This window comes from Dialister sp. i34-0019-2H8 (assembly GCF_042846925.1).
Lineage (GTDB): Bacteria > Bacillota > Negativicutes > Veillonellales > Dialisteraceae > Dialister.
In genome coordinates, this window is sequence record NZ_BAABYQ010000001.1 from 1787595 (window position 1) to 1812847 (window position 25253).

Annotated in this window: 18 protein-coding genes and 1 pseudogene; 1 reads left to right on the top strand and 18 read right to left on the bottom strand. The window is 51.2% G+C overall.

Going from position 1 to position 25253, the window contains the following annotated elements; all coding sequences use genetic code 11:
• Nucleotides 1-1398 (bottom strand): hypothetical protein, encoded by a 1398-nt coding sequence (locus ACGG9R_RS07760; RefSeq protein ID WP_390153560.1) that lies wholly within the window; start codon nucleotides 1396-1398, stop codon nucleotides 1-3.
• 162 nt (nucleotides 1399-1560) lie between these two features.
• Between ACGG9R_RS07760 and ACGG9R_RS07765 the strand changes: the two genes are divergently transcribed.
• Nucleotides 1561-2508, top strand: coding sequence for a DDE-type integrase/transposase/recombinase (locus ACGG9R_RS07765; protein WP_390153166.1), 948 nt, complete (start codon nucleotides 1561-1563; stop codon nucleotides 2506-2508).
• On the opposite strand, the gene ACGG9R_RS07770 is transcribed toward ACGG9R_RS07765, so the two are convergent.
• The 17 genes and pseudogenes from ACGG9R_RS07770 to ACGG9R_RS07850 form a co-directional block, all read right to left on the bottom strand.
• Nucleotides 2483-3064 (bottom strand): MotA/TolQ/ExbB proton channel family protein, encoded by a 582-nt coding sequence (locus tag ACGG9R_RS07770; protein WP_390153563.1) that lies wholly within the window; start codon nucleotides 3062-3064, stop codon nucleotides 2483-2485. The two genes, ACGG9R_RS07765 and ACGG9R_RS07770, sit on opposite strands and share 26 nt — an antisense overlap.
• A gap of 361 nt (nucleotides 3065-3425) precedes the next feature.
• Complete coding sequence (gene hslU, locus ACGG9R_RS07775) at nucleotides 3426-4787, bottom strand: ATP-dependent protease ATPase subunit HslU (protein ID WP_390153566.1); 1362 nt, start codon at nucleotides 4785-4787, stop codon at nucleotides 3426-3428.
• Entirely contained in the window at nucleotides 4787-5332 is a 546-nt protein-coding gene (hslV, locus tag ACGG9R_RS07780) for an ATP-dependent protease subunit HslV (protein WP_390153568.1), read from the bottom strand. Before hslV ends, hslU begins: the two co-directional genes overlap by 1 nt.
• A 400-nt stretch (nucleotides 5333-5732) precedes the next feature.
• On the bottom strand, nucleotides 5733-9380 hold the full coding sequence (locus tag ACGG9R_RS07785; RefSeq protein WP_390153571.1) for a PolC-type DNA polymerase III: 3648 nt from the start codon (nucleotides 9378-9380) through the stop codon (nucleotides 5733-5735).
• Between the two features lie 250 nt (nucleotides 9381-9630).
• Nucleotides 9631-11019: a VanW family protein gene (locus ACGG9R_RS07790; RefSeq protein WP_390153574.1), complete on the bottom strand. Its 1389-nt coding sequence runs from the start codon at nucleotides 11017-11019 to the stop codon at nucleotides 9631-9633.
• Nucleotides 11020-11353: 334 nt separating this feature from the next.
• Nucleotides 11354-12355 carry a DNA polymerase III subunit delta gene (gene holA, locus ACGG9R_RS07795; RefSeq protein WP_390153577.1) on the bottom strand — a complete coding sequence of 334 codons (1002 nt, stop codon included), beginning with the start codon at nucleotides 12353-12355 and terminating at the stop codon, nucleotides 11354-11356.
• Nucleotides 12356-12418: 63 nt separating this feature from the next.
• The gene (locus ACGG9R_RS07800) at nucleotides 12419-14758 is read right to left on the bottom strand and encodes a ComEC/Rec2 family competence protein (protein ID WP_390153580.1); all 2340 of its coding nucleotides are present in this window, start codon (nucleotides 14756-14758) and stop codon (nucleotides 12419-12421) included.
• The gene (locus ACGG9R_RS07805; RefSeq protein ID WP_390153583.1) at nucleotides 14755-15309 is read right to left on the bottom strand and encodes a helix-hairpin-helix domain-containing protein; all 555 of its coding nucleotides are present in this window, start codon (nucleotides 15307-15309) and stop codon (nucleotides 14755-14757) included. The genes ACGG9R_RS07800 and ACGG9R_RS07805 overlap by 4 nt, the downstream gene beginning before the upstream one ends.
• Nucleotides 15310-15535: 226 nt before the next feature.
• Entirely contained in the window at nucleotides 15536-16018 is a 483-nt protein-coding gene (locus ACGG9R_RS07810; RefSeq protein ID WP_022105323.1) for a hypothetical protein, read from the bottom strand.
• A gap of 51 nt (nucleotides 16019-16069) precedes the next feature.
• Nucleotides 16070-16552, bottom strand: a complete 483-nt coding sequence (gene coaD / locus ACGG9R_RS07815) for a pantetheine-phosphate adenylyltransferase (protein ID WP_390153586.1) — start codon at nucleotides 16550-16552, stop codon at nucleotides 16070-16072.
• Nucleotides 16549-17127 (bottom strand): annotated as a pseudogene (gene rsmD, locus ACGG9R_RS07820) (16S rRNA (guanine(966)-N(2))-methyltransferase RsmD); the annotation flags it as partial. The gene coaD and the pseudogene rsmD, both read right to left, overlap by 4 nt.
• Before the next feature lie 454 nt (nucleotides 17128-17581).
• Complete coding sequence (gene gltX, locus ACGG9R_RS07825; protein WP_390153589.1) at nucleotides 17582-19042, bottom strand: glutamate--tRNA ligase; 1461 nt, start codon at nucleotides 19040-19042, stop codon at nucleotides 17582-17584.
• Between the two features lie 16 nt (nucleotides 19043-19058).
• Nucleotides 19059-20216: a 2-C-methyl-D-erythritol 2,4-cyclodiphosphate synthase gene (gene ispF, locus ACGG9R_RS07830; protein WP_390153592.1), complete on the bottom strand. Its 1158-nt coding sequence runs from the start codon at nucleotides 20214-20216 to the stop codon at nucleotides 19059-19061.
• A 627-nt stretch (nucleotides 20217-20843) separates the two neighbouring features.
• Complete coding sequence (gene tnpA, locus ACGG9R_RS07835; protein ID WP_045172396.1) at nucleotides 20844-21257, bottom strand: IS200/IS605 family transposase; 414 nt, start codon at nucleotides 21255-21257, stop codon at nucleotides 20844-20846.
• Nucleotides 21258-21400: 143 nt separating this feature from the next.
• Nucleotides 21401-22501: a PIN/TRAM domain-containing protein gene (locus ACGG9R_RS07840; RefSeq protein WP_390153595.1), complete on the bottom strand. Its 1101-nt coding sequence runs from the start codon at nucleotides 22499-22501 to the stop codon at nucleotides 21401-21403.
• A 391-nt stretch (nucleotides 22502-22892) separates the two neighbouring features.
• The gene (locus ACGG9R_RS07845; RefSeq protein WP_390153598.1) at nucleotides 22893-24059 is read right to left on the bottom strand and encodes an HNH endonuclease family protein; all 1167 of its coding nucleotides are present in this window, start codon (nucleotides 24057-24059) and stop codon (nucleotides 22893-22895) included.
• Entirely contained in the window at nucleotides 24056-25237 is a 1182-nt protein-coding gene (locus tag ACGG9R_RS07850) for an adenine-specific methyltransferase EcoRI family protein (protein ID WP_390153602.1), read from the bottom strand. Before ACGG9R_RS07850 ends, ACGG9R_RS07845 begins: the two co-directional genes overlap by 4 nt.
• Nucleotides 25238-25253: the final 16 nt, after the last annotated feature.

Here is a 25253-nt window from a genome sequence, read left to right on the forward strand (position 1 = left end):
TTATCTCATTTTCTTAATGGCATCTGTCAAATCTTCAATGTTCTCATTTACCTCCTCCGTTACGCCGGCCAATGTATCGACCGCCGTCGAAATCGTTTCATCAAATTTTTTCAGCTTCTCCATCAGGCCCTCATTGGTGACTCTGTTATAGTTCTGCATCCCATTATCCAGCTGTACAAAAGCTTTCTCCAACTCTCCGCTGACACCTTTGAAACGGGCTTCGTAGGCAGTCCAAGAGTTCCTCGTCTCTTCCAGTGCGCTTTTTACATACTGAGAAGATTTCATATAATCGTCGGAAATCTTCTGCATCGACTCTGCTACGCTCTTTGCCTCCGCCTGCTGCTTTGTGATAGACTGAGCCAGCACCTGCACACCGCTGTCCAGTGAAGCCGCGGCCTGTTGCAGAGGCTGGGCTGCCTTTTGTAAAGGTTCTGCCGCTGTTTTCAATTTCATAGAAACATCATCCGCCGCTTCTACGAATACCTTGGCGGTCTTGCCCGCCGCCTCTACCGTCTTACCAGCCGCATTCACCACATTTCCAGAAGAGGACACCGCCTGCCGCATCTGGTCGAGCGTTTCCTGCATATGTTTTTCATGCGTATCCACCATCGACTGCATCTGCTGCATATGATCAGCAATTTCTGCCATGAGTTCCTTGACACTGGAATTGATAGCGCTCAGATTTTCTTTCGTCTGGTCAGCACTGTCTTTAGCGATTTTCCCAATTTCTGTGCGCTGTTCCTTCGCACTCGCTGACATCTCGTCAAAAATATCCTTCATGGTCGTTTTCATCTCTTCCATGAGAGCTGTCATCCTCTGAATATTTTTATCCGTCTCTTCCGTCTGTTTATTCGCCATGCCTTCCATGGTCTCATTCATTTGGGAAATCGCCTCATTCAATGCATCCAGCGTTTTCTGATTGGCTTCCGAAGAGGCCTTCGTCGAGCGGTCCAGAATGTCCCGAATTCCTTCAGCAAGAGATGCAATATCGGAAGATAAGTTCTTCAGCGAATTTCCTAATTCTTCTGCCCCCTGACCAACACCTTTTTTCAGAACATCCCCCAGCTGGTCAAAACCGCCACTTACAAGGGAACTGGTATTAGACGAAATCTGCATCAGCTGTTCAGTTTGCTTATCCTGTCTTTCTGAAAGTCCCGCAAGCATAGTATCCAGATTGCCCTTCATGGCACTGTCCATCTTCTCCGCCAGCTGATCCAACACATCCGGCAGATGATCGCAAATAGAGATAGCCATATCTGTGCTGAGCTGTTCCATCGCTGCCCGCTGCGCCCGGCTTTCTGCCAGCTCTTCGAGCAGGATCTCTTCCACGCTTTTGCGAATGAAGACCTGATCCAGTGCATCAGTAAAACGGGAAACCGCATCGCCAAACCTTTTCATATTCTGACTATGCCACACGCCAAATACAATAGCGCTCACAATGCCGAAAATAGATGTGTAGGATTACAATACATGTGTTACACATTGAAAACATGAAAAGCGAGATATCCTTGTGATATAGTTAATTCGTCAAAAGAAACTTTTATCAAAGGAGTATCTCGCATGAACAGTATAACACAACTTATGAAATATCGCAGATCTATGGTCGAATATGCATTGAAGCATGGCGTTACTAAAACTGCCATCAAATACAATACATATCGCCAATACGTATATCGCTGGCTTCGACGTTATGACGGCTCATTGGAGTCCCTACGTAATAAATCCCGCAGGCCAAAACACCATCCCAAAGCACATACAGCTGCGGAATTAAAGCTCATTCAGGATATGAGGCGTCGAAATCCAGAAGCCGGTCTGGTGGTTTTCTGGGTAAAGCTGCGTCAGCGTGGATACAGTCGTTCAGTTACCGGACTTTACCGTACATTGAAACGCATAGGGGTGACTCCGGTGAAACCACCTAACCCAAAATATGTGCCCAAACCCTATGAACAGATGCTGTATCCAGGGCAGCGAATCCAGATTGACGTAAAGTTTGTGCCGTCCGCATGTCTGACTGGTGAAGCCAAAGGAAAACGATTCTATCAATATACAGCCATTGACGAGTTCTCACGCTGGCGTTATGTGGAAGCCTTTGAAGAGCACAGCACCTACTCTTCCATGATATTTCTGGTGCATCTCGTTCAGGCTTTCCCGATGCCTATTGAATGTGTGCAGACAGATAACGGCACCGAATTCACTAAACGATTCACCAAAGCAAGGCTTGACGAAGACCTTACTCTTTTTGAACGTAAATTAAAGGAATTAGGCATCAAGCACAAAAAGATTCGTCCCTATACCCCAAGGCACAATGGGAAAGTAGAACGCAGTCATCGCAAGGATAACGAACGCTTTTATGCCACGCATTGTTTCTTCTCTTTTGAAGATTTCAGAAGACAACTCAAAAGATATAATTATCGAGATTATAACTGCTTCCCAATGCGACCGCTTGGATGGAAATCTCCCAAAGATACACTCCATGATTTCATCAAGCACGGTGTAACATATGTTTGACAAACCAACAAGCGCTCACAATGCCGAAAATAGATGTCACAAACGCAGTACTCATCCCGCCAAGAAGACCACTGATACTGGAAGAAAGCGCGCCAGTACTGCTGGTATCTACACCTGCCAGACCAATAGTCAACCCTATAAAAGTACCTAAAATGCCGATACCGGTAAAAGTCCCCGCTAACCCCGACCAAAGTCCGCCTTTCATGCCCTCGGTAAATGCTGCAACTGAAAAATAGGACTCAGATTCAACAGTCGAATACTTCTCTAGCCCATCGTTTCCAGGGATAGAAATCAGTGTCCGCTGATACTTTCTCCAAATCCCCTTTATGAGATCACTATTCTCCATTTCCTGAGATAATGACTCAAAATAAACATTGACATTCTGCGGATTGTATTTTTTCAATATATCAAGATATGTCTCTATTTCTTTATACCGAGCGTCCAATGGTTTTACAAAATGGTATTTATATAAAAGGAATGTAGCAACGAATGCCACAATGAACACCCAATTTATCGTTTGAGAAAAAAACATTTTACAAAACTGAATAAATTCCATCACGCACTCTCCAATTCAAAACACTACACTAAAAAAGCGCATTTATAGAAAATCAACGTCTACAAACACGCATGATAAAATGAATAGGGAGATAAATGCCCCACAAGACTTCTGGGCAGGTCAAAGTACTTTGCTAAATCACATTTCATATGGTTTCGGCTCATAATTCCCATCCTCCTCATCTCCTGCATATTTTATTTTTAATTATATATCATATGTAATGACAAAAACAGAGTCATTATAAAATTTATTTTACTTCATCTTCGTTTCATGCATTGCCTTGCCCCATCAATGCAAAAACCGCCGGAAGGTGATCCACAAGGGATCCTCCTTCCGGCGGTTTTATCCTGTACGCAAAGGGCTACAGAATGTAATTCGAAATATCAATATTTTCCGTGACGTCGCCGAGCTTATTTCTCACATATCTCTCGTCGATGGTGACGTGCTTATCTTCGAGGTCCGGCGCATCGAAGGAGAGGTCTTCCAAGACGCGCTCCAAGATCGTATAGAGGCGGCGGGCGCCGATGTCTTCGGTCTCGGTATTCACGCGGGAGGCGATGTCTGCGATGGCGGAGAGGGCGTCTTCGGTGAAGGTGATGTCGACGCCTTCGGTCTCGAGGAGCGCGGTGTACTGGCGGATGAGGGCCTGCCGCGGCTCGGTCAGAATGCTGCGGAGGTCATCCTTGGTGAGGCTTGAAAGCTCGACGCGGATCGGGAAGCGTCCCTGGAGCTCGGGGATGAGGTCGCTGGGCTTGGAGACGTGGAAGGCGCCGGCGGCCATAAAGAGGATGTGGTCGGTCTTCATCTGGCCGTACTTGGTCTTGACGGTCGCGCCTTCGACGATCGGGAGGATGTCGCGCTGCACGCCTTCTCGGGAAACGTCGGGGCCGCCGGAGGAGCGGCCGCCTGCGATCTTGTCGATCTCATCGATGAAGATGATGCCGCGTTCTTCGGCGTAGTGGATGGCTTTGTCTTTGACGACTTCCATATCGACCATCTCATCGGCAGCTGCTTCTGCGAGGATTCTCTTCGCGTCGCGGACGGTGACTTTCTTCTTTTTCATCTTCTTCGGCATCATGGAGGAGAGCATCATGGAAATCTGGTTCGCCTGTTCATTATCGGTGTTCCCCGGATTTCCTTTCTCTTCCACTTCAATCTCGATCACACGGTCGTCAAGGTCGCCGTTTCGGATGCGCGTCTCGAGGTCTTTTCTTCGCTCTTTCTCGCCTTCATCCATCGGCGTCTCTTTCTTCGTTTCGCCGAAGATGATGTCCATGGGGCTTCGTGTCTCGACTTTCTTGGAGGGCCACATGGCTTCCGCGATGCGGTGGATCGCTTCTTCATCGGCATCTTTGCCGTGGCGGGCGCTCTCTTCTTTCTTCACAAGGCGGACGGCTTCTTCGGCAAGGTCGCGGATCATGGACTCGACGTCGCGGCCGACGTAGCCGACTTCGGTGTACTTGGTCGCTTCGACCTTGACGAAGGGGGCGCGGGTGAGGGTCGCGATGCGGCGGGCGATCTCTGTCTTGCCGACACCGGTCGGCCCGATGAGGAGAATGTTCTTCGGGCTCACCTCTTTCGCCATTTCCGGCGTGAGGCGGCTGGCACGCCAGCGGTTTCGGAGGGCGACGGCTACAGATCTCTTCGCATCGCTCTGCCCGATGATGTACTGGTCCAAGTATTCCACGATTTTTCGCGGGGTCAGGTTTGTATTTTCGTTCATCAGATTTCCTCCACGATGACATTGTGATTCGTATAGACGCAGATGTCGGCGGCGATGTGCAGGGATCTCTCCGCAATGTCGCGGGCGGAGAGATCGGTCGCGGAGACCAGAGCGCGCGCGGCGGCAAGGGCGTAGTTTCCGCCGCTGCCGATGGCGAGGATGCCGTCGTCCGGCTCGATGACTTCGCCGTTCCCGGAAACCAGGAAGAGGTGCTCCCCATCAGTCATGATGAGAAGGGCTTCGAGCTTCTGCAGCACGCGGTCGCGTCGCCACTCCTTGGCAAATTCGACGGCTGCGCGGACAAGATTGCCATTGCAGTCGGAGAGGCGCGCCTCGAATTTATCGAAGAGCGCAAAGGCATCTGCGACAGAGCCTGCAAATCCGGCAATGACGCGGCCGTGGTAGAGGCGGCGCACTTTGCGGGCGGTATTCTTCATGACGACCGCATTGCCCATGGTCACCTGTCCGTCGCCGGCGACGGCGGTGTGTCCATCCTTCTTGACCGCGAGAATGGTGGTGGCGTGAAATAGAGAGTCTTGGGACATGGGGTGTTCTCCTTTATCGTATTAGCTAAGGGAAATAGTGTTCAGGGTTAGCCCCTCGGGGCGTTGCCTGCGTGCGAAAGAGGTTCAGCGGGTTCTACAGGTTCAGAGGGTTCAACAGGGTTGGTGCGGCGCATAAAAATCAAAAACGCCACGAGTATATATGAGGCAATGCCCGCATTCCAAATTCTCCCTCCTTCCTCTGAAAGGAGGGAGTACTATCGCGATCCGCTTCCTCTAAAAGAGGAAAACCCGCGCAGAGGAAGGGGTTGGCATTTTTATTTGCGTCGCTTTGCAACGCCTCGACTTATCTAAAACTCACGACGCCTACTTATTTTATGCGCCGCTCCGCAACCTTGAACCTGTCAACCTGAACCCTGAACCCGTCGCGCCAGCGACTAGACTAAAATGCAAAGAGACTCATCTGTTCTTCTTCCGGCAATCCTTTGAGGACGCCCATGGAGTCTAAGGTATCTATGATGGACTGGCTGACCTTGCCTCGCTTCTTGAGGTCCTCCTTCGAGGTGAAGGGATGATCCTGTCTGGCAAGGACGATCTCCTTAGCCACCGCATCACCCAGAGCAGGGATGCAGTTGAATGGCGGCAGGAGCTTTCCATCGACCATGAGGAATTGCGAAGCGTCAGATTTTTCCAAATCAATCGGCAGGAAGGAGAGGCCGCGCAGGTACATTTCAGCAGCGACTTCGATGACGGTCGCATTTCCTTTTTCCACGGCTGTCGGCTTGTCGAGCGCTGCGATGCGGGCCAGCTCCTGCTTCATGGACGCAAGACCGCGCAGGATGACGGGTGCATTGAAGGAGCCTTCGGCACGGATGGTGAAGTAGGCGGCATAGTAGGCCAGCGGCTGATAGACCTTGAACCATGCAATGCGGAAGGCCATCATGACATAGGCGACGGCATGGGCTCGCGGGAAAAGGTAGCCGATCTTGAGGCAGGAGTCGATGAACCACTGCGGCACGTGCGCGGCGTCAAGCTCGGCGCGGTTGTTCGAGCCGCCTTTTTCGAGGCCCTTGCCTTTACGGACATTTTCCATGACTTTGAAGGATGTCAGGGGCTTCACGCCATGCTGGATGAGGTAGTTCATGACGTCGTCTCGGGTAGAGATCGCATCCTCCAGTTTGACGACGCCGTTCTTGATGAGGTCCTGGGCATTGTTCAGCCACACGTCAGTGCCGTGGGAGAAGCCGGAAATACGAACCAGCTCCGAGAAATTCTTCGGACGCGTGTCTTCGAGCATGCCGCGGACGAAGGGCGTCCCGTATTCCGGCAGGCCGAGGGCTCCGACGGTGACGCCTTTATTTCCGATCGCACTCGCAAGCTCATCCGGCGTCAGGCCCAGTGCCTCGGGCGAGCTGAAGAGGGAGAGTGTCTTCTGGTCGTCGAAGGGGATCTTCAGCGGGTCGATACCGGTGATGTCCTGCAGCATACGGATGACCTTCGGATCATCGTGGCCCAGAATATCCAGCTTCAGCATACGGCCGGAGATGGAGTGATAATCGAAGTGTGTGGTGATGGTCCCGGGGATCTGCCGGCCATTCTCATCCTTCAGGTATTTTTTATTTGCGGCGTACTGGAGCGGCGTGAAATTGTGAATATCCATATCACGCGGGCAGACCATGATGCCTGCCGGATGCTGGCCAGTCGTGCGCTTCACCCCGGCTACACCGGCGGAGAGTTTTTCGATGAAAATATCATTGAATGTCAGCCCGCGATTCTCTGCGTATTTCTTGACGAAGCCATACGCTGTTTTATCCTGAATGCCTGCGATGGTGCCGGCACGGAAGACATTGTCGCGGCCGAAAAGCTCTTCGGTATATTTGTGCGCGACGCCCTGATCGTCTCCCGAGGAGAAATTAAGGTCGATATCCGGTACCTTGTCTCCGTCGAATCCGAGGAAAACGGCGAACGGGATGTCATGCCCGTTCTTTGAGAGGTCGCTCCCGCACTTCGGGCATTTCTTATCCGGCAGGTCGAAGCCGCCGCCGACAGAGCCGTCTTCGAAGAAATGGGTCCAGTGGCACTTCGGGCAGACGTAGTGCGGCGGGAGGGGATTCACCTCTGTGATGCCTGACATCGTTGCGACGAAGGAGGAGCCGACAGAGCCTCGCGAGCCGACAAGGTAGCCGCGGTCATTCGAGTGCTTGACGAGTTTATGCGCGATGTAGTAAAGGACGCCGTAGCCGTGATTGATGATCGGCGTGAGCTCAAGCGTCAGGCGGTCCTGTACGACCTTCGGGAGCGGGTCGCCGTAGATGGCCTTCGCATTGTCGTAGCACATCTTGACCAGCTTCTCATCCGCGCCTGCGATTTTCGGGTTGTAGGATTTCCACTCTTCAGCGAGTGGCTTTAAGACTTCGCACTGCTCGGCGATCTTTCTTGTATTCGTGACGACGATCTCGATGGCCTTTTCTTTGGGAAGGTAGCTGAATTCATCCAGCATTTCCTGTGTGGTACGGATGTAAACGGGCGGATGGGACTCGATCTTCCCCGGTTTCTCCCAGTTTGAGAGGAGAATGTCACGATTTCTCTGGTCTTCCGCAAACATGTAATGGGCGTCGGATGTCGCGCAGCAGGGCATGCCTGCCTTGTCGGCGATCTCGATGACCTTGCGGTTCAGATCCTCTAGGTCCTTCTTCGTATTGATCTTGCCATACTTGTCGTCATTGATGAGGAATTCATTGTTCCCGAGCGGCTGGACTTCGAGGTAATCGTAGAACTTGGCTTTTTGGATGAGTTCCTCATCGCTTTCCCCCGCAAGGACCGCGCGGAAGAATTCTCCCATGACGCAGGCGGAGCCGTAGATCAAGCCTTCGTGAAGCTCTTCCAGAATGGGCTTGGGGATGAGCGGACGTTTTCTGTAAAATTTGAGGTGTGACAGTGTCACCATGCGGTACAGGTTGCGCAGGCCGGTGATGTTCTTCGCAAGGATGATGATATGACCGTACTGCTGGCGGTCGGCGTCCGGATCTGCCGGGATCTCATCGATCATGTACCCCTCCATGCCATAGATGACCTTCTGGTGATACTTGTCTGCGAGATCCTGGATCTTCGGGAATGCCTGAATGACGCCATGGTCTGTGATCGCGACCGCCGGATGATGCCACTTTGCTGCCGTCTTGATGATCTCTTCATTGTCGATAAGACCATCAAGGCTCATTTTTGTATGCAGATGGAGCTCGACGCGCGGCGTCTCGTAATTGTCCTCGTGGTCGATCTTGACTGTCTCTCCCTTTTCCATCTGAGACAGCTCCAGCACAAGCCCGCCGGAGTACTTGTCGAGGCGCACATTGCCGCGCACCTTGACAGTCGTCCCCGGCTTCAAAGACTCGACAGCTTCTGCCTCCTCGGGGCGGTCGAAAAATTTCTTGCACGGGATGCCATTCGTTTCATCGGCGAGATTCATGAGAAGGAGCTTCTTTTTGCTGCGAAGCTCGCGGACCTCGATAGAGATCACCGTGCCGACAAAAATGACACCATCCTTCTCTTCATTTACGCTGCGGATCTCGATGGCCTCTCCCGTGATATGCTTCCTGCCAAGGTATATGCCATTCACTGCGCCGCTTTTTTTGGCTGCGGGCGAAGGCGCTATGAAAGCGCTCTTCGGCAGGACGCTCGAAAGAGATGGCAGACTGCTCGGCATGGAGATCCCCGGCATCGGTGTCTCTTCTGCCATTGCCGGCATCGCCATTTCCGCTTCCTGCGCCGCGGCAATGTCGTCAGCGGTCGGGAAGACAGGGATATCCGGCGCAAGGCTGTAGCTCTCCATGGGTTCTTCCGGCGGCGGAAAATCCACCGGCGGCATATCCGGATCCATCATGGGCGCTGCGGGCGCAAAAACCACACTCGACACATCATCTCCATTGATATAGATCGTTTCCACGCATGCCAAAGCCGGCCCCATATCTTTGAGCGCCTTCAATGCGGCTTCTTTATGGTCGGCCTTGATGTACCATGCGCGGCTCTCTGTGTCGATCTCCATCAAAGTGATGACGGATCCCGCCTGTCGGGACTTCAGACGATACTTTCCCATAGGATCTCCTTTCGAGGTATAGATAACACAGGTGGTGGCATTTCGACTTTTTAGGATGAGACATTAGAAATTAGGGATTAGGGATTAGGGATTAGAAATCCCAATTAACCAGTGACTGGTGACTGGTGACTAGTGACTAGTCACTAAATGCCACCGTCAGGCATTACCATGATTTACGCTCCGCGGCGCTTCTATATTTTGATGCGCCGCTCCACCATTTCTCATTTCTAATTTCTCATTTCTCATCACTTCATGCTCCCTTCTTCACTGCCTTAGGGGAGGGCGGCTCGGATGGCTCTGGTGGGTCTTCCGGTTTCACCTGATAGGTGATGACGGTGTCGACCGGTTCATAGTCGGAGTAGAAGCTGTCATGGTAGATGCGGCCGTCGGCCCACTTGACAGACTGTGTGACGAGGACATTGTGTCCTTCGTGGCCTTCCTCGACCTTTTTATCCTCTTCCTGCGAAGGGTCGACACGGATCACGGTCTTAAAGGGCAGGACTTCGTCGCTCTTCTTTGCGATCTCTACGAAAGAGGGCTTGTCTTCTTGATTTCCTAAGATGCGCACGGTCACAGCACCCGGTTCGTAGACCGCATAAATGTAGACGCCATGCTTCAAATGATTCAGGAAGCAGAAATCTAGAGAACCTTCCGCGACGGTCGCATCACGCCCGATCGGTGCATAGGATGCCGGCGAATAGTGGCAGGTACGCTCTGTCACGGCAAGTCCTGACAGGATGACGGCATTGAAGAGCGTCGTACTCACCTGACAGACGCCGCCGCCTGGCCCCGGCTCGACCTTGCCATTGATAATGACAGGGGCTTCGAGATAGCCATTCGCGCTGGAACGGGAGCCTGTCGCCTGGTTATAGGAAAAAGAGACTCCCGGTGCGATGTACCTGCCGCTGATACTGTTTGCAGCGATCTCGATATTTCTGCTGCGGTTGCCCCCGGCATAAAAGGTGGTCGTGTATTCGGCAAGGACCGCATTGATTTCCTTGGCAGCCTCCTTTGTCATATTCGGCTTCTGGATGTCTGTGGCCGGGATCTCCACCTCTCCGCTTTCGCCCTTTTTGAGTTGGAGCGCGGCTGCTTCTTCCAGTGCCGCCTTGTCGATTTTCATGGAAGGCCTGCCTTCATCGAAGGAAACGGATCCGTCTTTCCCAAACCGGGGCTTCGCATTGACAGGAGGCTTCGCATACTTGGCGGCCAGCTGGGCGATATCCTCGATGAGGTGCTTCTCATCAAAAGAAGCATCGATGGCCGCACTATGCCCTGTGAGGAGGATCCGCCAGCGATCGTACCAGCGCTGAAAGAGCCCGCCCGTCCGTCCAAGAGCCATGGCTTTCTCTATGGCCTTCTCGTCATAGCGGACAGAGAGCGAGCGGAAGGAGATCTCTTCGTGAGCATCCTCCTTTGTAAGTACCAATTTTCCGTGCAAAAGATCCGCATTTTTCACGGAAAAAAGCTCCTTGAGCTCTTTCTCCGTCGAGCCGCCTGCCTTTGTCCCATGGATGGTGACGCCGGGGATGACCCTGCCGTCACTTACCCAGAGAAACGGCGCGCTTCCGATGCCGATAACAGCCAGTGTGAAAAACAGTCCGAATATCCGCTTCCAGCGGTATCGTCTTTTACTCAATGATAGTCCCTTCGTTTCGTATATGACATTGGGGTGTAAGGTGTATGGGTTCAGGATTAGCCCCTAGGGCGTGCTGCCCTTTGATTAGGGATGAAAGTCTCTCTTGAATGAGGAATTAGGAATGAAGGTGGCTGCTTCGCCGCGAATATATATGTGGCGATGCCCGAAGGTTCCTTGGATAGCAGATTTCCCGTTTGAGCATTCCCAAACATCGACCACCTGACCGCGAATGACAAAGATTTCTCGCTGACGCTCGAAATGACGATACGAGAGTCTGATGTCTCCCAGTCTCTTAGGCTTTTAGTCTCATCCCCAGCCGCCAATCACCAGTCACTTATTTCCTCAAACAATACTTCAGCAGCAAATCTTTGAGTTCAAGCTCCGAGGCGCCTTGACGGGAAGCGAGCTGGTACTTCATGATTTCCAGAAGAAACCACTCCGCCTCTCCTTCCGTGACCTTCCTTGCCTCGGCCTGCACGGCCCGCCACTGCCAGGAGGATCTCACCCCCAGCGCCTGCTGGATACGGGTGGGCGGTACGTGATTCCTTTCCATTTCCTTCAAGATCTTGATCTTTCTGAATTTGGAAGAAAGAAGTCCGAGATTTTTGATCGTGGTGGTCATATCCGTGAAGACGCGGTCCGCACTCTCTAAGACCAGCTGTGACTTTTTGTCCAGAAGAGCATCGACGAATTTGAAGATCCCCTGATTCATGTAGTCGGGAAGTGCAAGCTCCAAAAGCTTCTTCGTCACGACGGACTTTTCCCCGCACATCAGTACCATCTTATCACATTCCGTCTGCAAAAGGGGAAGGGAAATCGTATCCCACGAGGAGAGTACATCCTCCAAATAAGTCCGTGCGGAGAAATCGACACGCTTGCCCGCTGCTGACAGGAGACGTATCATCGCACCTGCCGCATCACGCGGCAAAAGGAGCGAAAGCTCTTCACTGTAGCAGACAGACAGCAGCCCTTTCACGATCTTCGTTCGCTTGTCCGGCTTTCCATCGAGCTGGATCAGGCAGAAAATATCAGGAGGCAGGCCTTCGAGCCTCTCCACAAAGTGGAGGGCCGCCTTTTCTTCTTTCTCTGCTTTTGAAATGCGCTTCAGGAAGGGGGGATTGTGTATCACGACCGCAGTCGCACTGGAAAACAGTGACTGCCCTGCCAGGGCATTCTCATACTCTTCCAGACTTCCCTCTCCATCGAACAGAACGGGATCCGGCGGATCTCCCTCAAAATAGGCCTTGAGCAGTCCCTCCCGACGAAGGGCAAGGGATACCAGATCTTCACCATAGAGAAAACAGCAGTTCTTTTTATTTAACTTTTTGGCAGGCATAAGTGATCGTCCTTGTATAAATGTAACCGGGAATCGGGAGTGACTTGGGCTGGTGTCTAGGGATTAGGGATTAGACTTATAGACTGAAAGACTAAGAGACTGGGACGTCTGATGTCTGATGTCTGACTTCTCCCCCAGTCCAGAAGCTGACAAATCGCAATACCAGTCACTAGTCACTAACTTCCACCCATTCTTGTACACGATCTCCTGCATCCCCTTCTGATACAGGTTCACGGATGGGATGTCTTTGAAATCGAAAAGCTCCATATCTTCATAGGCATGGACGAGACGGGTCCCGCCGTAGATGACCAGCTCGGGCGCCATGGTCTCCGCGTCTTTTTCCGTATATTCTTGAAAGCCATGGCTGCCGGTGATCCACAGGGTATGAGGAGACGCTTTTGGCATGGGTCTTCGTCCGGAAAGGAAGATGTCCTTCTCCCCCATCACCATCTGCCAGCTGCTGCCATTGGTGATAAAGTGCAGCTCATCCAAAGAAAGTGCGGTCCTTCCCAGGCATCGCACGCGCGCTGTCTGCCCCGATAGAAGCTGCGTCGCCCATTTCCGCGGATCGCCGCCTGTCACCCAGATCTCCCTGACAGGTATCCCCATCACGAGAGGGAGCGGCTTATCGACATCCTCCAGATCCAGAATGAGTACATCTGCCTCCTCTACCCCTTCATAGGCAAGGATGGAATTCCACTCCCAGACAGCAGTGTGTGAGGAGATGCGGCTTGCCTTATAGTATAAGATGTTTCGCCCGTCATTGACAAGAAGGATTCCGCGGTCACCGCCAAGATCCGGGCAGATGACGCGGGTCGAAGGCGCCAGGAGCTGAGCCGTCGCTATGGCAAGAAAAAGAAGCGACAGCATGCCTCCGGCAGCCATGCGAGAGCGACCGGAAAGCCGCTTTCTGAAATACACCGCCGCAAGAAGTGCATAGTAAAAGGCTATTTCTAAAGAAGAAAGACCGCCTGTCACAAGCTGCGCTCCCCTGGCCGAGGAGAGGAGCAGATTCAGACGCAGGGCTAAAAAGACCGCATAGTCTGCCGCATAGAGAAGCCCTGCCATCAGCGGACGGCAAAGAAGGGAGACGGCCGCTGCGATAAGCCCTGCGATGATGACCCATTCCAGAAACGGCGTGACGAAAAGATTCGCAAAGATGAAATACACCGGAAAGCGATGGAAATCATAGAGCATGATCGGTATCGTGAGAAGCTGCGCCGCTGAAGACAGCGCGATCCCTTCCTTCACCCATTTCGGCAGCTTTTGGAAAAGGCTCATCCAGCGGAGGATCGGACGGTAAAAGAGGAGGATCCCCGCGGATGCGCCGACTGAGAGCTGGAAGCTCACATCGTACACATAGTAAGGATCCCAGAGCAGCATGCCAAAGACCGCTGCCCCCAGAAGATTCAGTGTCTCCCTCTCCCGGTCAAGGAAAATCCCAACGACAGAGAGGATCCCCATGACCGCCGCACGGATGACGGGCGGCACAAGCCCTGAGAGCACCGCGTAAAACAGCACAAGCAGGATGGCCGGCAGGATCACAAGGCGTCGCGGCAGCGAGAGCCAGCGTCCCAAAAGGTACAGGAAGCCAAAGAGCAGCGCCACATGCGAGCCCGAGACAGAGAGAATGTGGATGATGCCCGTCGCGGAGAATGACGTCATGACCTCTTCCGGAATATCATTATAATTTCCTCCGAAGAGGAGCGTCATCAGGATCGAAAGGCGCACCGGATCCATGTAAGGCACAAATGTCTCCTTCAGCGACTGCTTCATCTCCGAAGAGAATCTCTCTATGCGATAGGCGCCGCTCTCACCGGCAAAGACGGGATGCATGCCTTCGGTGAGATACAGCCTTCCAAGGAGATGGCGGCTCCGATAGCGTCCCGTGAGATCGATCTTTCCCGGATTCTGATACAGGCGGATCGGGCTCATTTCTCCTTCGGCGTAAAGGCGGTCCCCGGGATGGAAATGCCTGATCTCCTTCTGATCATAGAGGTAGCACGTCCCCGAGAGCGGCTGAAGCGTCCCATCGGCGTATCGGATGGAAACGAGCGCAAACGCATATCTCGCATAGCCCTCCTCCCCTTTTTGTACCAGCGGCTCCTCCATGACGATGCCTTCATAGGTACCTGCGCTTCGGCTCGCCCAGTGCGACTGCTCCTGCCACAGGGCATCAGAGAGTGCCATACGGAAAGCACCGATCGTCAGAAGAGAAAGCGCCGCTCCCAAAAGGACAAGGGAAAAGCGTCCGCGGAAATGACCATAGAGAAGGCAAAGCACACCGGAAAAGAGCAGCAAGGCATACCCATAAGGCAGCAGAAAAGGCGGAAGCTCCTCGAAAAGAAAGACTCCCGCTGCCAGCAAAAGCGCACTCCAGAAAAGCCCCAGCCGGATCATCATAGGGTGATCTTATCCGCCATCTTCTTGTAACGACCCTCACCGATAGAGGGCACCTTTTTGAGCTCCTCCTTCGAGGAAAAGCGGCCATGCTCCTCACGGTAGCGGATGATCTTCTCCGCCGTCACCTGACCGACGCCCGGGAGTGCTTCGAGCTCTTTCGCGCTGGCGGCATTGATAGAGATGAGCCCGCTCCCCCGTGCATCCACCTGCTCCGGATCAAGCGGGATATGGATCTTCATCCCGTCAGAAAGCGGCTCGGCCATATTGATATCTTCCATGACCGCATACGGCAGCACATCACCCGCAGCCTTCACCGCATCGAAGAAGCGACTTCCCAGAGGAAGCTCATAGACACCCGGCTGCCTCACGGCACCCGTCACATAGACGAGGAGAGTCCGGGAATACTCCTTGCCGGAAAGCTCGACCACAGGAAGCGGCTCCTCTTTCGTCTCCCCTGCGGCATGCCACAGAAAAAAGGCCGCTCCCAGAGCCAGAAGAGCCGCCGCAAAACAGATCACAAGGATCCGTCGGCTTTCCTCTTCTCGTCCCATGGGAATGGCCTCCTGTATGCTTCATTCAAAACCGGAATATCACTTATCCCCTTCCCCGAAAGAGGAATGAGAAATAAGGAATGAAGGTGCGTCCTGAAGCATCATCCATCAATCTGATGACGCCGACGAAACGCAACATGCGTTCCGTCTTTACATGAAAATATGCCGCAGAATGCAACGGACTCATTGGGTGCAGCGGGTGCTGATCCCCAAACTCCGCCCCTCGTCACTTATTCTCTTTTTCCTGCTGACGGGCAGCGGCGGAATTGGAATCGATCAGGCTCTGACGGTTTTTTTTCAGGCTGTCTAAGACATTTTCCATATTTGTTTCCACATACTTCAGAACATCTGTCGCATAGGTGACAGAGCTGGTGCGGAGCTCATCAGCGGATTTATTGGCCGAAGAGATCACTTCATTGGCACGCTCTTGCGCCTGCTTGACAAGTTCGCTTTCTTCCGTGATGCGGGCGATATAATCCTTCGCCTGCGCCACCGTGTCCTCTGCTTTCTTTTCTGCGTCGAGCATGATACGCTCTTTGTCCGCGACGATGCGGCGTGCGCTCTCGAGTTCATTTGGGAGCGACTGATTGATGGCATCGATCAGTCGTTCGATCTCATCCTTATCCACCAATTTCTTATTGGTGAGCGGTACTTCACTCGCGTTATTGATGACATTTTCTAATTCTTCTAAGAGTTTTCTTGTGTCCATAATTGCAAGCCTCATTTCTTTTTCGAAGTTTGAGAAAAAAGCCGATGGCGATCAGCGATTCTCTACCTTTTTCTTGATCATTTCCTGTACATAGGGCGGGACCATCCGGGTAATATCACCATCAAAATGGGCCAGCTCGCGAACGCCGGTAGACGACAGATAAGAATAGCGTCCATCCGTCATGAAGAATGCGGTCTCCAGCGTGGGATCGATCTGTTTGATCATGAGCGCCCGCTGAAATTCGTATTCAAAATCACTGAACGCACGAAGTCCGCGAATCAGAAGATGGCAATTCTTCTTCGCTGCGTATTCATTCAAAAGACCATCAAAAGCATCCACTTCGACATTGGGAATGTCTTTGGTCGTCTCACGAAGCATATCCAACCGTTCTTCCGTAGTAAACATATAATGCTTGGTCGGGTTTAAAAAAGCTGCCACAATCAGTTTATCGACCAGACAAGCGCTTCTTCTGATGATATCCAGATGACCATAGGTCACCGGGTCGAAACTTCCTGGGCAAATCGCTATTTTCATTGCACTTCTCCCTCTGTAGATCTGCATAGCAGATAGGTAACAACAATGGCCCCCACTTTTTTCTCTTTCCAGACTTCACACCGGTCAGCAAAGAGTGATATATCTGGGGGTTCTGATATAGAATGTTCTGCAATAATGATCGCATGATCAGCAGGAAGGCCGCAGTCGAAAACCATCGCCAGTACTTCATTGATATAACCCTTCCGATACGGAGGGTCCATGAAAATATAATCAAAGGTCCTGCCCTGAAGAGACTTCAGGGCAGCCCCTACATCTCTCGATATGATCTGTACCTGATCTTCTACGTGGCACTTCTTCGCATTTTCGCGGATGATGCGGCCCGTTGTCTTGTCGATAAAGACCGCAGACGATGCATACCGGCTGAGCGCCTCAAGCCCCATCGCGCCTGTCCCAGCGAAAATATCAAGGACATCCGTCTCAACGAGCCCCACATTGGCAAGTACATTGAAAATGCTTTCCCGTACCCGTCCCAGCGTCGGTCTCGTCGTATTTCTTCCTACGGGTGCCAAAAGGTTCGTGCCTTTGGCTTTTCCACCAATAATTTTCATATCTGTTTCCTCATCGTGATTTCAGCAGGAAACCTGCTGATTACACTCATAGTCATTATAGCATAAATGAAGGAAATTGGAATTAGAAATTTGTGATCGGCAACTAGGGATTAGGGGCCTCGAGTGATCGGGTGACTGGGAGACCGGGAGACTAGAAGACTGGGAGACATCAGACATCAGACATCAGACATCAGACGCCAGACGCCAGACATCTGACTTCTATCCTCCGGACTACGGGCATCGCCCCGTTTCGTCATCCTGAGCGGCAAGAAACGTCGTATGTGAGATAACGAATGCCAGAACAGCTGCGACCTGAGTCGAAGGATCTCGGCAAAGCCGCACCTTCATTCCTAATTCCTCATTCCTAATTCCTCATTTGAGCAAGGGCAGCTCCCCACAGGCTAACCTCAAACCAAAAGAGCCACAGAAATGCGGCGCATTTCTGTGGCTCTTTCCTCTCTTAGCAGTACGCGAGTGCTGCTTCGAGTCTATCCATGGTCTTTTCTCTTCCGAAAAGTTCCATCATTTCAAACATGCCCGGGCCCTGGGTCACGCCGGTCAAAGCGATACGGGTCGGTTCGTAAGCAGCTTTGCCCTTGATGCCCTGTGCTTTCATGCATGCATTGAAGCATTTCTTGATCTCTGCCTGATCGAAGGTCTCCACCGTTTTCAGATCTTCGATGAAGGCTCTGAGCAGCTTGCCGCTGGTTTCTTCCTTCATGATAGCAAGGATATCTTCGTCGGTGATCTTCGGCATATCTTCGAAGAAGAATCTCAGCTCATCGGCTGCCTGACCTGCGAAGTAGATGTGGTCTTTCATGAACCAGATGACCTTCTTCAGCCAGTCTTTCTTTTCTTCACTGACTGCAGCATCCACATAGCCGGCTTTCACAAGGAACGGGACGATCAGATCATAGAGCTGGTCTGCGTCCAGCTTCTTCATGTACTGGAAGTTGATCCAGTTCAGTTTATTGATATCGAAGACAGCATCATTCGAGGAGACACGCTTCATGGAGAACTGCTTGATGAGCTCTTCTTCCGTGAAGATTTCCTGTTCGCCCTTCGGAGTCCAGCCAAGGAGCGCCAGATAGTTCACGACCGCTTCCGGCAGGTAGCCCATATTTCTGTATTCGGTGACAGAGGTCGCCCCATGGCGCTTGCTCATCTTCTTATGATCTTCACCGAGGATCAGGGAGATATGACCAAATTTCGGAGGTTTATAGCCAAGCGCTTCATAGATGGCAAGCTGGCGCGGGGTATTCGAGAGATGTTCTTCCGCGCGGATGACGTGGGTAACTTCCATGAAAGCGTCATCGATCACGACAGCGAAATTGTAGACCGGGATGCCGTCGGATTTCATGATGATGAAATCACCGACACCGGCTGCCTGGAATTCGACGTGCCCGCGGACCATGTCATCAAAAGCGAAGACGCCGTCTTTTCTGACTTTGAGACGGACGACCGGTTTTCTGCCTTCGGCTTCGTACTTGGCTTTTTCTTCTTCGGTGAGGTGGCGGCAATGTTCATCATAGATCGGAGTCTTGCCGGCATCGAGCTGCGCCTTGCGGCTTACTTCCAGTTCTTCTGCGCTGCAGTAGCAGTAGTACGCTTTGCCTTCATCAAGAAGTCTCTGTACTTCCTTCTTGTAGAGATCGAGGCGTTCGGTCTGGCGGTACGGGCCATGCGGGCCGCCTACGTCGATGCCTTCATCCCAGTTCATGCCGAGCCATTTCAGAGAATCTTTGATATTCTCTTCGGATTCCTTGGTGGAACGCTTCAGATCCGTATCTTCGATACGGACGAGGAAGGTGCCGTCAGCGTGACGAGCAACCAGCCAGTTGAAGAGCGCGGAGCGCGCACCACCGATATGAAATGGGCCTGTCGGGCTCGGGGCAAAACGAACTTTCAATTTCTTTTCCATCTGTTAAAACTCCTTCTTATTTTCTATAAATGATAACGGATGCCAGAGCTGCCATACCTTCCCTGCGGCCCACCGCACCCAATTTTTCATTCGTGGTGGCTTTCACACCCACCTGATTCTCGGAAATCCCGAGAAGATGCGCGATCGATGTTTTCATTTCCGCTATATGCGGCGCAAGCTTCGGCTTCTCTGCGATCACGGTGCTGTCGATATTTCCAGCCTGCCAGCCTTCTTCAGAAAGGACGCGCGCGACTTCGAGCATGAGCTTTTTGCTGTCCGCTCCCTCATAGCGGGGATCGGTATCGGGGAAATAGTGCCCGATATCGGGAAGACCTGCTGCGCCCAAGAGCGCATCCATGATGGCATGCAGCAGCACATCCGCATCCGAGTGGCCCAAAAGACCGCCTGTCTTTGCGATCTCTACGCCGCCAAGCATGAGCGGACGGCTTTCATCGTATCGATGTATATCATACCCCTGTCCGATACGGAAGGGCAAGCCCTCTTTTTCGATCATTTTTGTAAACCGGCTCCAATCTCCCGGTGTCGTTACCTTGAAAAACTGTTCTTTGCCGGGCAGCACCGTGACCGGCACGCCCGCTTTTTCCAGGATCGAAGCGTCATCCGTGATCCCTTCTTCGGAGGAAAGAGCCTCCATCGATGCTTTGAGCAGCTTCGAAAATGCCCCCTGCGGCGTCTGTGCGCGGAAAAGGCGGCTCCGATCCAGCGTCCCCTGCACCAATTCTCCATCGACCTCCTTGATGGTATCCACGCAGGGGATACCGACCACGACGGCCGGATGCGCCTCGCTGATGGCAGCAAAGGCATCATCGATGGTCTTCCCATCGACGAAAGGACGCGCCCCATCATGCACGAGGACTTTTTCCGAATCCTTCGAAAGACAGGAAAGTCCATTCTTCACCGACTGGGTGCGCGTCGCTCCGCCCGGTGCGAAGCGGACAGGGATATGATGCTCGATCCCTTTCAATATGTCAGCAAAAAGCGGCTGTTCCTCGACCCTTGCGACGATGATAAGCTCTTCCAGAAAGCGGCTCTGAAAGACATGCCGTAGCGTATAAGAAATCAGCGAATGGCCCCGATGCTTCAAGAGAAGTTTATTCACCGGAGCCCCCATGCGGCTGCCCTGACCGGCAGCCACCAGTATGAGACTGTTCATAAATACATGTACTCCTAAATGGATTTGAGGGTTTGAAGGTGTAAGGTGAGCCCTTTGGGCGTGCTGCCCCTTGATTGCGTGCGAAAGAGGGGGAGCGGGTTCTATAGGTTCAGAGGGTTCAGCGGGGGTGGTGCGGCGCATTTCGTCATCCTGAGCGGATAAAAACGTCGTATGTTTGGAAATGGCTTATCTGAAACATGAGAACTGAGTCGAAGGATCTAAGCGCCGCGGAGGTTTGAAACGAGCGGTTTTCTCGTATCGCAAACCTAATCCCCAGCTACTCATCCCTGTTTTCAAACTTCAAGGTTCCAACGATACAAAGGGGGGCGATGCCCGAAAGTCTCTTGGATAGCAGGTTTCCCGTTTGGAATTTCCAAACATTGACCGCCAGACCGCGAATGACAAAGATTTCTCGCTTGCGCTCGAAATGACGAAACGAGAGAATCTGATATCTCTTGGTCTTCGAGTCCCCAGTCAACCACTACCAAGTTAGCAACCCCCATTTCAAATGGGGGTTTATTTGGAACCCCTCCGGGGTTTTGTACTGACACCTGCCTATGGCAGGTCTAGCAAATCGTCTTTGTACTTACAGCCGCCTATGGCGGCTCTTTCGCTTATTCGTCTTACTTACTTCTCGAACTTATCGCTTTCTTCTTGCTCTGAAATGTAACGCTTGATAACTTCTTCGTTGATATTCCCGACGGTTTCTACATAATAGCCTCGTGCCCAGAGATGCCGTTCTCCCCATCTGGCTTTTATCTCGGGATGCCGGTCGTATATCATTAACGCACTTTTCCCTTTGATATAGGCTACTACGTCTGATATATTCAACTTCGGCGGTATCCCGAGATACAGATGCACATGATCCACGCATGCAGCTCCCTTGATCAGTTCCACTTTCTTCATCTCGCACAATTTTCGGATGATTTCAACCAAATCTTTCCTCATTTGCCCGTAGAATACTTTCTTGCGATATTTTGGGATGAATACGATATGATATGTGCAATTCCATTTGGTATGAGCTATACTATTGTTGTCCATTTGGACTCCTCCTTTGTTAGCTAAAGTGGTTTGCTAGACCCTCTTTATTCTAACACTGGAGGATTTTTTATACTCTAGGCAAAGCTACGGCTCCACCGGGTCCCCCATCTCAGATGGGGGCTTAATATACGAATACAGTCACCCTATTCTTCGAGCTTCGCAAAGATCATCTTCCCTGCCGAGGTCTGAAGGACGGAGGTAATGATGACGGCGACTTCCTTGCCGATGCTTTTGCTGCCGTCTTCGACAACGATCATCGTGCCGTCATCAAGGTAGGCGACTCCCTGACCTTCTTCCTTGCCATTCTTCACGAGCTGGACGAAGATCTGCTCGCCGGGAATGACGGCCGGCTTCACAGCGATGGCGAGGTCATTCACATTGAGGACAGCGACGCCCTGCAGCTCCGCCACTTTATTCAGATTGTAGTCATTGGTGATGATCTTGTAGCCCTTTTCACGGGCGAGCTTAATGAGCTTGGAGTCCACCTCACTGATCTCCTCGAAATCATCGGTGATGATCTTGATGTCATCGCGGTTCTTCTTGCGCATATGGTTCAGGATATCCAGTCCGCGGCGGCCGCGATTTCTCTTCAGTACGTCCGAGCTGTCAGCGATCTTCTGCAATTCTTCCAGCACAAAGACAGGCACCACGATAGGCCCTTCCAAAAATCCAGTCTGGAAAATATCTGCCACACGTCCATCAATGATGATATTCGTATCCAGCAGCTTACCGATGCGCTGTTTTTCCTTTGATTTCTTTTTCTCGCTCTTTTCTTCCGCATGCAGCTTAAACCAGCCGACCATCTCCGGCTTCTTGCTGACTGCGAGATGCATCCCCAGGTACCCGAGCACGATGGACAGCACGACAGAGACATACGGCCCGATGAACGGCACCGAGCTGAAAGCAAGTCCGACCAGATTTGCAATGATGAGCCCCAGAAAGAGCCCGAGCGTCCCTGCGATGAGATCCTGCGTACTCATGGCAGACAGCGACTTCTCCATCCGCGATGTCAATGCGAAAAGGCGGGAAATCAGGTAGGGCGATACAGCGCAGCCCACGACAGCTCCTAAAATACCGCCCAGAAGCATCGTGGCCAGAGACATGAAGGTGATCCCCAGAATGGTCTCCGTCAGGACAGAGCTCGGGAGCAGTGCCGTCAGCACTGACTCGCCCTGCCTCGAAAGCACGACGCCAAGAACGGTAAAGAGCAGGATGAATATCAATCGTAATACTTTTTCCGGCATCTTGAATCCTCTTTGATTACACTATGTTTTTGTAGAAAACAACTTTTTCAGATAGTAAGTCCATTTTTACATTTTAAGCATCATCTTATTATAGCAAACTTTCGCTCTCATTTATACCGGAAATGAAAAATTTCTTTTCACACCCTTCGCCATAGCGACAAATCCCTCATCGGGAGCCGCCCAGAAAGACAGCTGCCTGTGATCGTTCTCCTTCCCATTCCATTCTTTTCTGTGTAGCTATAATGGTCTCATAGAAAAAAATGATCCAGTGAAGAGGAAGGGCATATCTCATTTTCTAAAAAATCAACGGTGAGCACGTATGGATCACAATCCTATCAATCCGTGCTCACCGTTGTTATTGTAGATCATTTTATCCTTTCTGATCTGATTTTTATTTGTTGCCCTTTGCCTTGTTATGGGTCTTGCAGAGCATTTGACAGTTGGATATATCAGTAGAGCCGCCCTTGCTCCAGGCCGTTACATGGTCGGCATCCATTTCAGATAGTTTGTAAATCCTTTTTGCATTATTATCATGACCAAGAGCGCAGAGAGGACAGTTGGAAATGCCTTCTTGTTTGGCTTCCTTCGTCTGTTTCTCATACACCTTCTTGATGGTGACTTTATCAAATACACGGATATTCAGGAGCTTCGTGTCTTTTTCACCGCCAAGGATATACTCGAAAATGCCTCGATGATCCGTGACCTGTGGGTCCCCCAGAAGCTCATCCACCCTTTTCTCTACCTTTTCTTTGGAATAGGGATGATGATGGTACTCATTGTACAGGCGGCCCCATTCCAGACCGCACATTTCCTTCCCTGTATATTCGAAAACAGAATCCACCCAGTCAATGACCGTATCAAAGTGATTTTTCAATTCATCAATGCTCCTGTCATTCCGGTGGCGAGCCATGTAATCCTCAATATTCCCATGGCTTACCCAGTCCAGAGCCATTTCCAAAATGGCCTGCCGTTTGGGGTCTCCTTTGATATAGGTCTGCCAGCGATTCATATTGGCATTGTTGGTATTGGAAAACTCCTCTCGTGCCAATGTGACGAAGGGACCGTGATAGGCTGCATTGCGAAGCTCCTGCTGTACCAAGGGTACTCCCGCAATATTGATGGTTTCAAACCACGCTTCAATTTCCGAAGGCTCCCCTTCGCAGACGTAAATGGTGAGCGGCGCATGTAAAACCCTGTCCCTGTCATCATCATCCAGACTGTCGATATATCTTGTCTTGCCCTTCCAGTTCACCGCAAAGGGCCAGGTTTTCTTCACGAACCGGGCAAAGGATGTGATTCTCTGCTGCCCATCAAGGACTTCATATTGACCGTCCTTGTTCAGGACGAAATAAATCAGCCCCAGAGGATATCCCTTGAGTAGGGATTCCACCACGGCCACATCTCTTTTGCCATCGCCGTAGATATAGTTTCTTTGGTATTCCGGCTGGATAATGAGCTTTCCATCCAGTCCGAAAAGCCCTTTATTTTCATTCTTATCAAAAATGAAACCTTGGCAAAGGTCTTCCACTGTCCAGTTCGTATGCAAAGTAGTTTTCAACTATTACCCCTCCTAAAGCGAATGAGGATACGCCGATATGGAACTATTGCTTTCCCATCAGCCGTATAAAGGCCCAAATCCGGATGACCAGGCTTCATTGATCCTGTACCACCTTGCGCAAAATAATCATCTAAAAAATTTTTACGCATTCCTGTATAGCCCGGTGCATCTCTACTCATAGAAATAATTTTAAATTGTGCCGGATTATACTTGTCCAAAAAAGTAATTGGGACCCCCATTATCCCATCATAATCACTTGGTATAGACTCAACAAAAGGAACATAAATAGCATCATAATTATCATAATTTGGATATCTAATAGCCCCAAAATCTTTTTCGAGCTTTTTTCGTAATTTCTTATTGAATTTCAGATTATGGGCCATGGTGTCCAGTTTCAGCCATTCATGACGTTTGCCATGGTCGATATTGGTAAACCAGCAGGCAGACGCCAATCTGCCCATGACTACGCCGTTAATGATTTTATAGGCAGACCCTTCCTTCTTATTGGCCAGAAGCCAGGCCTTGTAATCGTCGGTGACATTGAAATACATATCATGATTCAAGTCCTTGTACCCCAGCCAAATCACATTATCCTTCAGGTAGGGAAACACTTCCTTATAGGTAATGGCGTTCATATTTCCCAGAATGATAAACTGCTTCTTTGCTTCCATAATCCACGCCAGAAACTTCCTGAACTGCGAAAATGGCGGATTGGTAATGATAATATCAGCCTCATCCCGGAGCTTCCGCACTTCCGGGCTGTTGAAATCTCCATCTCCTTCTAAATATCCATTGAATTCGATATCGTCTGTATCTATGCTCCCAGAGTGATCCTTGTCTCTAGTCACTGTAAAAAGTTTGCCGTGGGTGCTGTGCTTTGCTGCATCAAAAGCAGGGGATTCGCTCTCAAACAGGCTGATTTCCCTGTTAGCTGCTCCCTTGGCATAGGAAGTAGAAATCAGCTTTTTGATCCCAAAACGGGTGAAATTGGACGCAAAGTATTTCGTAAAATTTGACCATTCAGGATCATCGCAAGGAAGAAGGATCTTTTTCCCTCTGAATACATCAGGATTATATTCCACATACGCATTCATTTCTGCTTCAATATCGTTATACTGGGTATAAAACTCATCGTTTTTAGCTTGTTTCGCTGTTCCTAAGCTGGAATTATCTGCCACTTTACATTCTCCTTTT

Excerpts from the sequence above, each read along its gene's own strand:
- holA (WP_390153577.1), bottom strand. The coding sequence starts at position 12,355 with ATGCCTGCCAAAAAGTTAAATAAAAAGAACTGCTGTTTTCTCTATGGT.
- ispF (WP_390153592.1), bottom strand. The coding sequence starts at position 20,216 with ATGAACAGTCTCATACTGGTGGCTGCCGGTCAGGGCAGCCGCATGGGG.
- ACGG9R_RS07760 (WP_390153560.1), bottom strand. The coding sequence starts at position 1,398 with ATGAAAAGGTTTGGCGATGCGGTTTCCCGTTTTACTGATGCACTGGAT.
- hslU (WP_390153566.1), bottom strand. The coding sequence starts at position 4,787 with ATGAACGAAAATACAAACCTGACCCCGCGAAAAATCGTGGAATACTTG.
- ACGG9R_RS07770 (WP_390153563.1), bottom strand. The coding sequence starts at position 3,064 with ATGGAATTTATTCAGTTTTGTAAAATGTTTTTTTCTCAAACGATAAAT.
- ACGG9R_RS07810 (WP_022105323.1), bottom strand. The coding sequence starts at position 16,018 with ATGGACACAAGAAAACTCTTAGAAGAATTAGAAAATGTCATCAATAAC.
- tnpA (WP_045172396.1), bottom strand. The coding sequence starts at position 21,257 with ATGGACAACAATAGTATAGCTCATACCAAATGGAATTGCACATATCAT.
- ACGG9R_RS07805 (WP_390153583.1), bottom strand. The coding sequence starts at position 15,309 with ATGGGACGAGAAGAGGAAAGCCGACGGATCCTTGTGATCTGTTTTGCG.
- coaD (WP_390153586.1), bottom strand. The coding sequence starts at position 16,552 with ATGAAAATAGCGATTTGCCCAGGAAGTTTCGACCCGGTGACCTATGGT.
- ACGG9R_RS07840 (WP_390153595.1), bottom strand. The coding sequence starts at position 22,501 with ATGCCGGAAAAAGTATTACGATTGATATTCATCCTGCTCTTTACCGTT.
- gltX (WP_390153589.1), bottom strand. The coding sequence starts at position 19,042 with ATGGAAAAGAAATTGAAAGTTCGTTTTGCCCCGAGCCCGACAGGCCCA.
- ACGG9R_RS07800 (WP_390153580.1), bottom strand. The coding sequence starts at position 14,758 with ATGATGATCCGGCTGGGGCTTTTCTGGAGTGCGCTTTTGCTGGCAGCG.
- ACGG9R_RS07765 (WP_390153166.1), top strand. The coding sequence starts at position 1,561 with ATGAACAGTATAACACAACTTATGAAATATCGCAGATCTATGGTCGAA.
- ACGG9R_RS07785 (WP_390153571.1), bottom strand. The coding sequence starts at position 9,380 with ATGGGAAAGTATCGTCTGAAGTCCCGACAGGCGGGATCCGTCATCACT.
- hslV (WP_390153568.1), bottom strand. The coding sequence starts at position 5,332 with ATGTCCCAAGACTCTCTATTTCACGCCACCACCATTCTCGCGGTCAAG.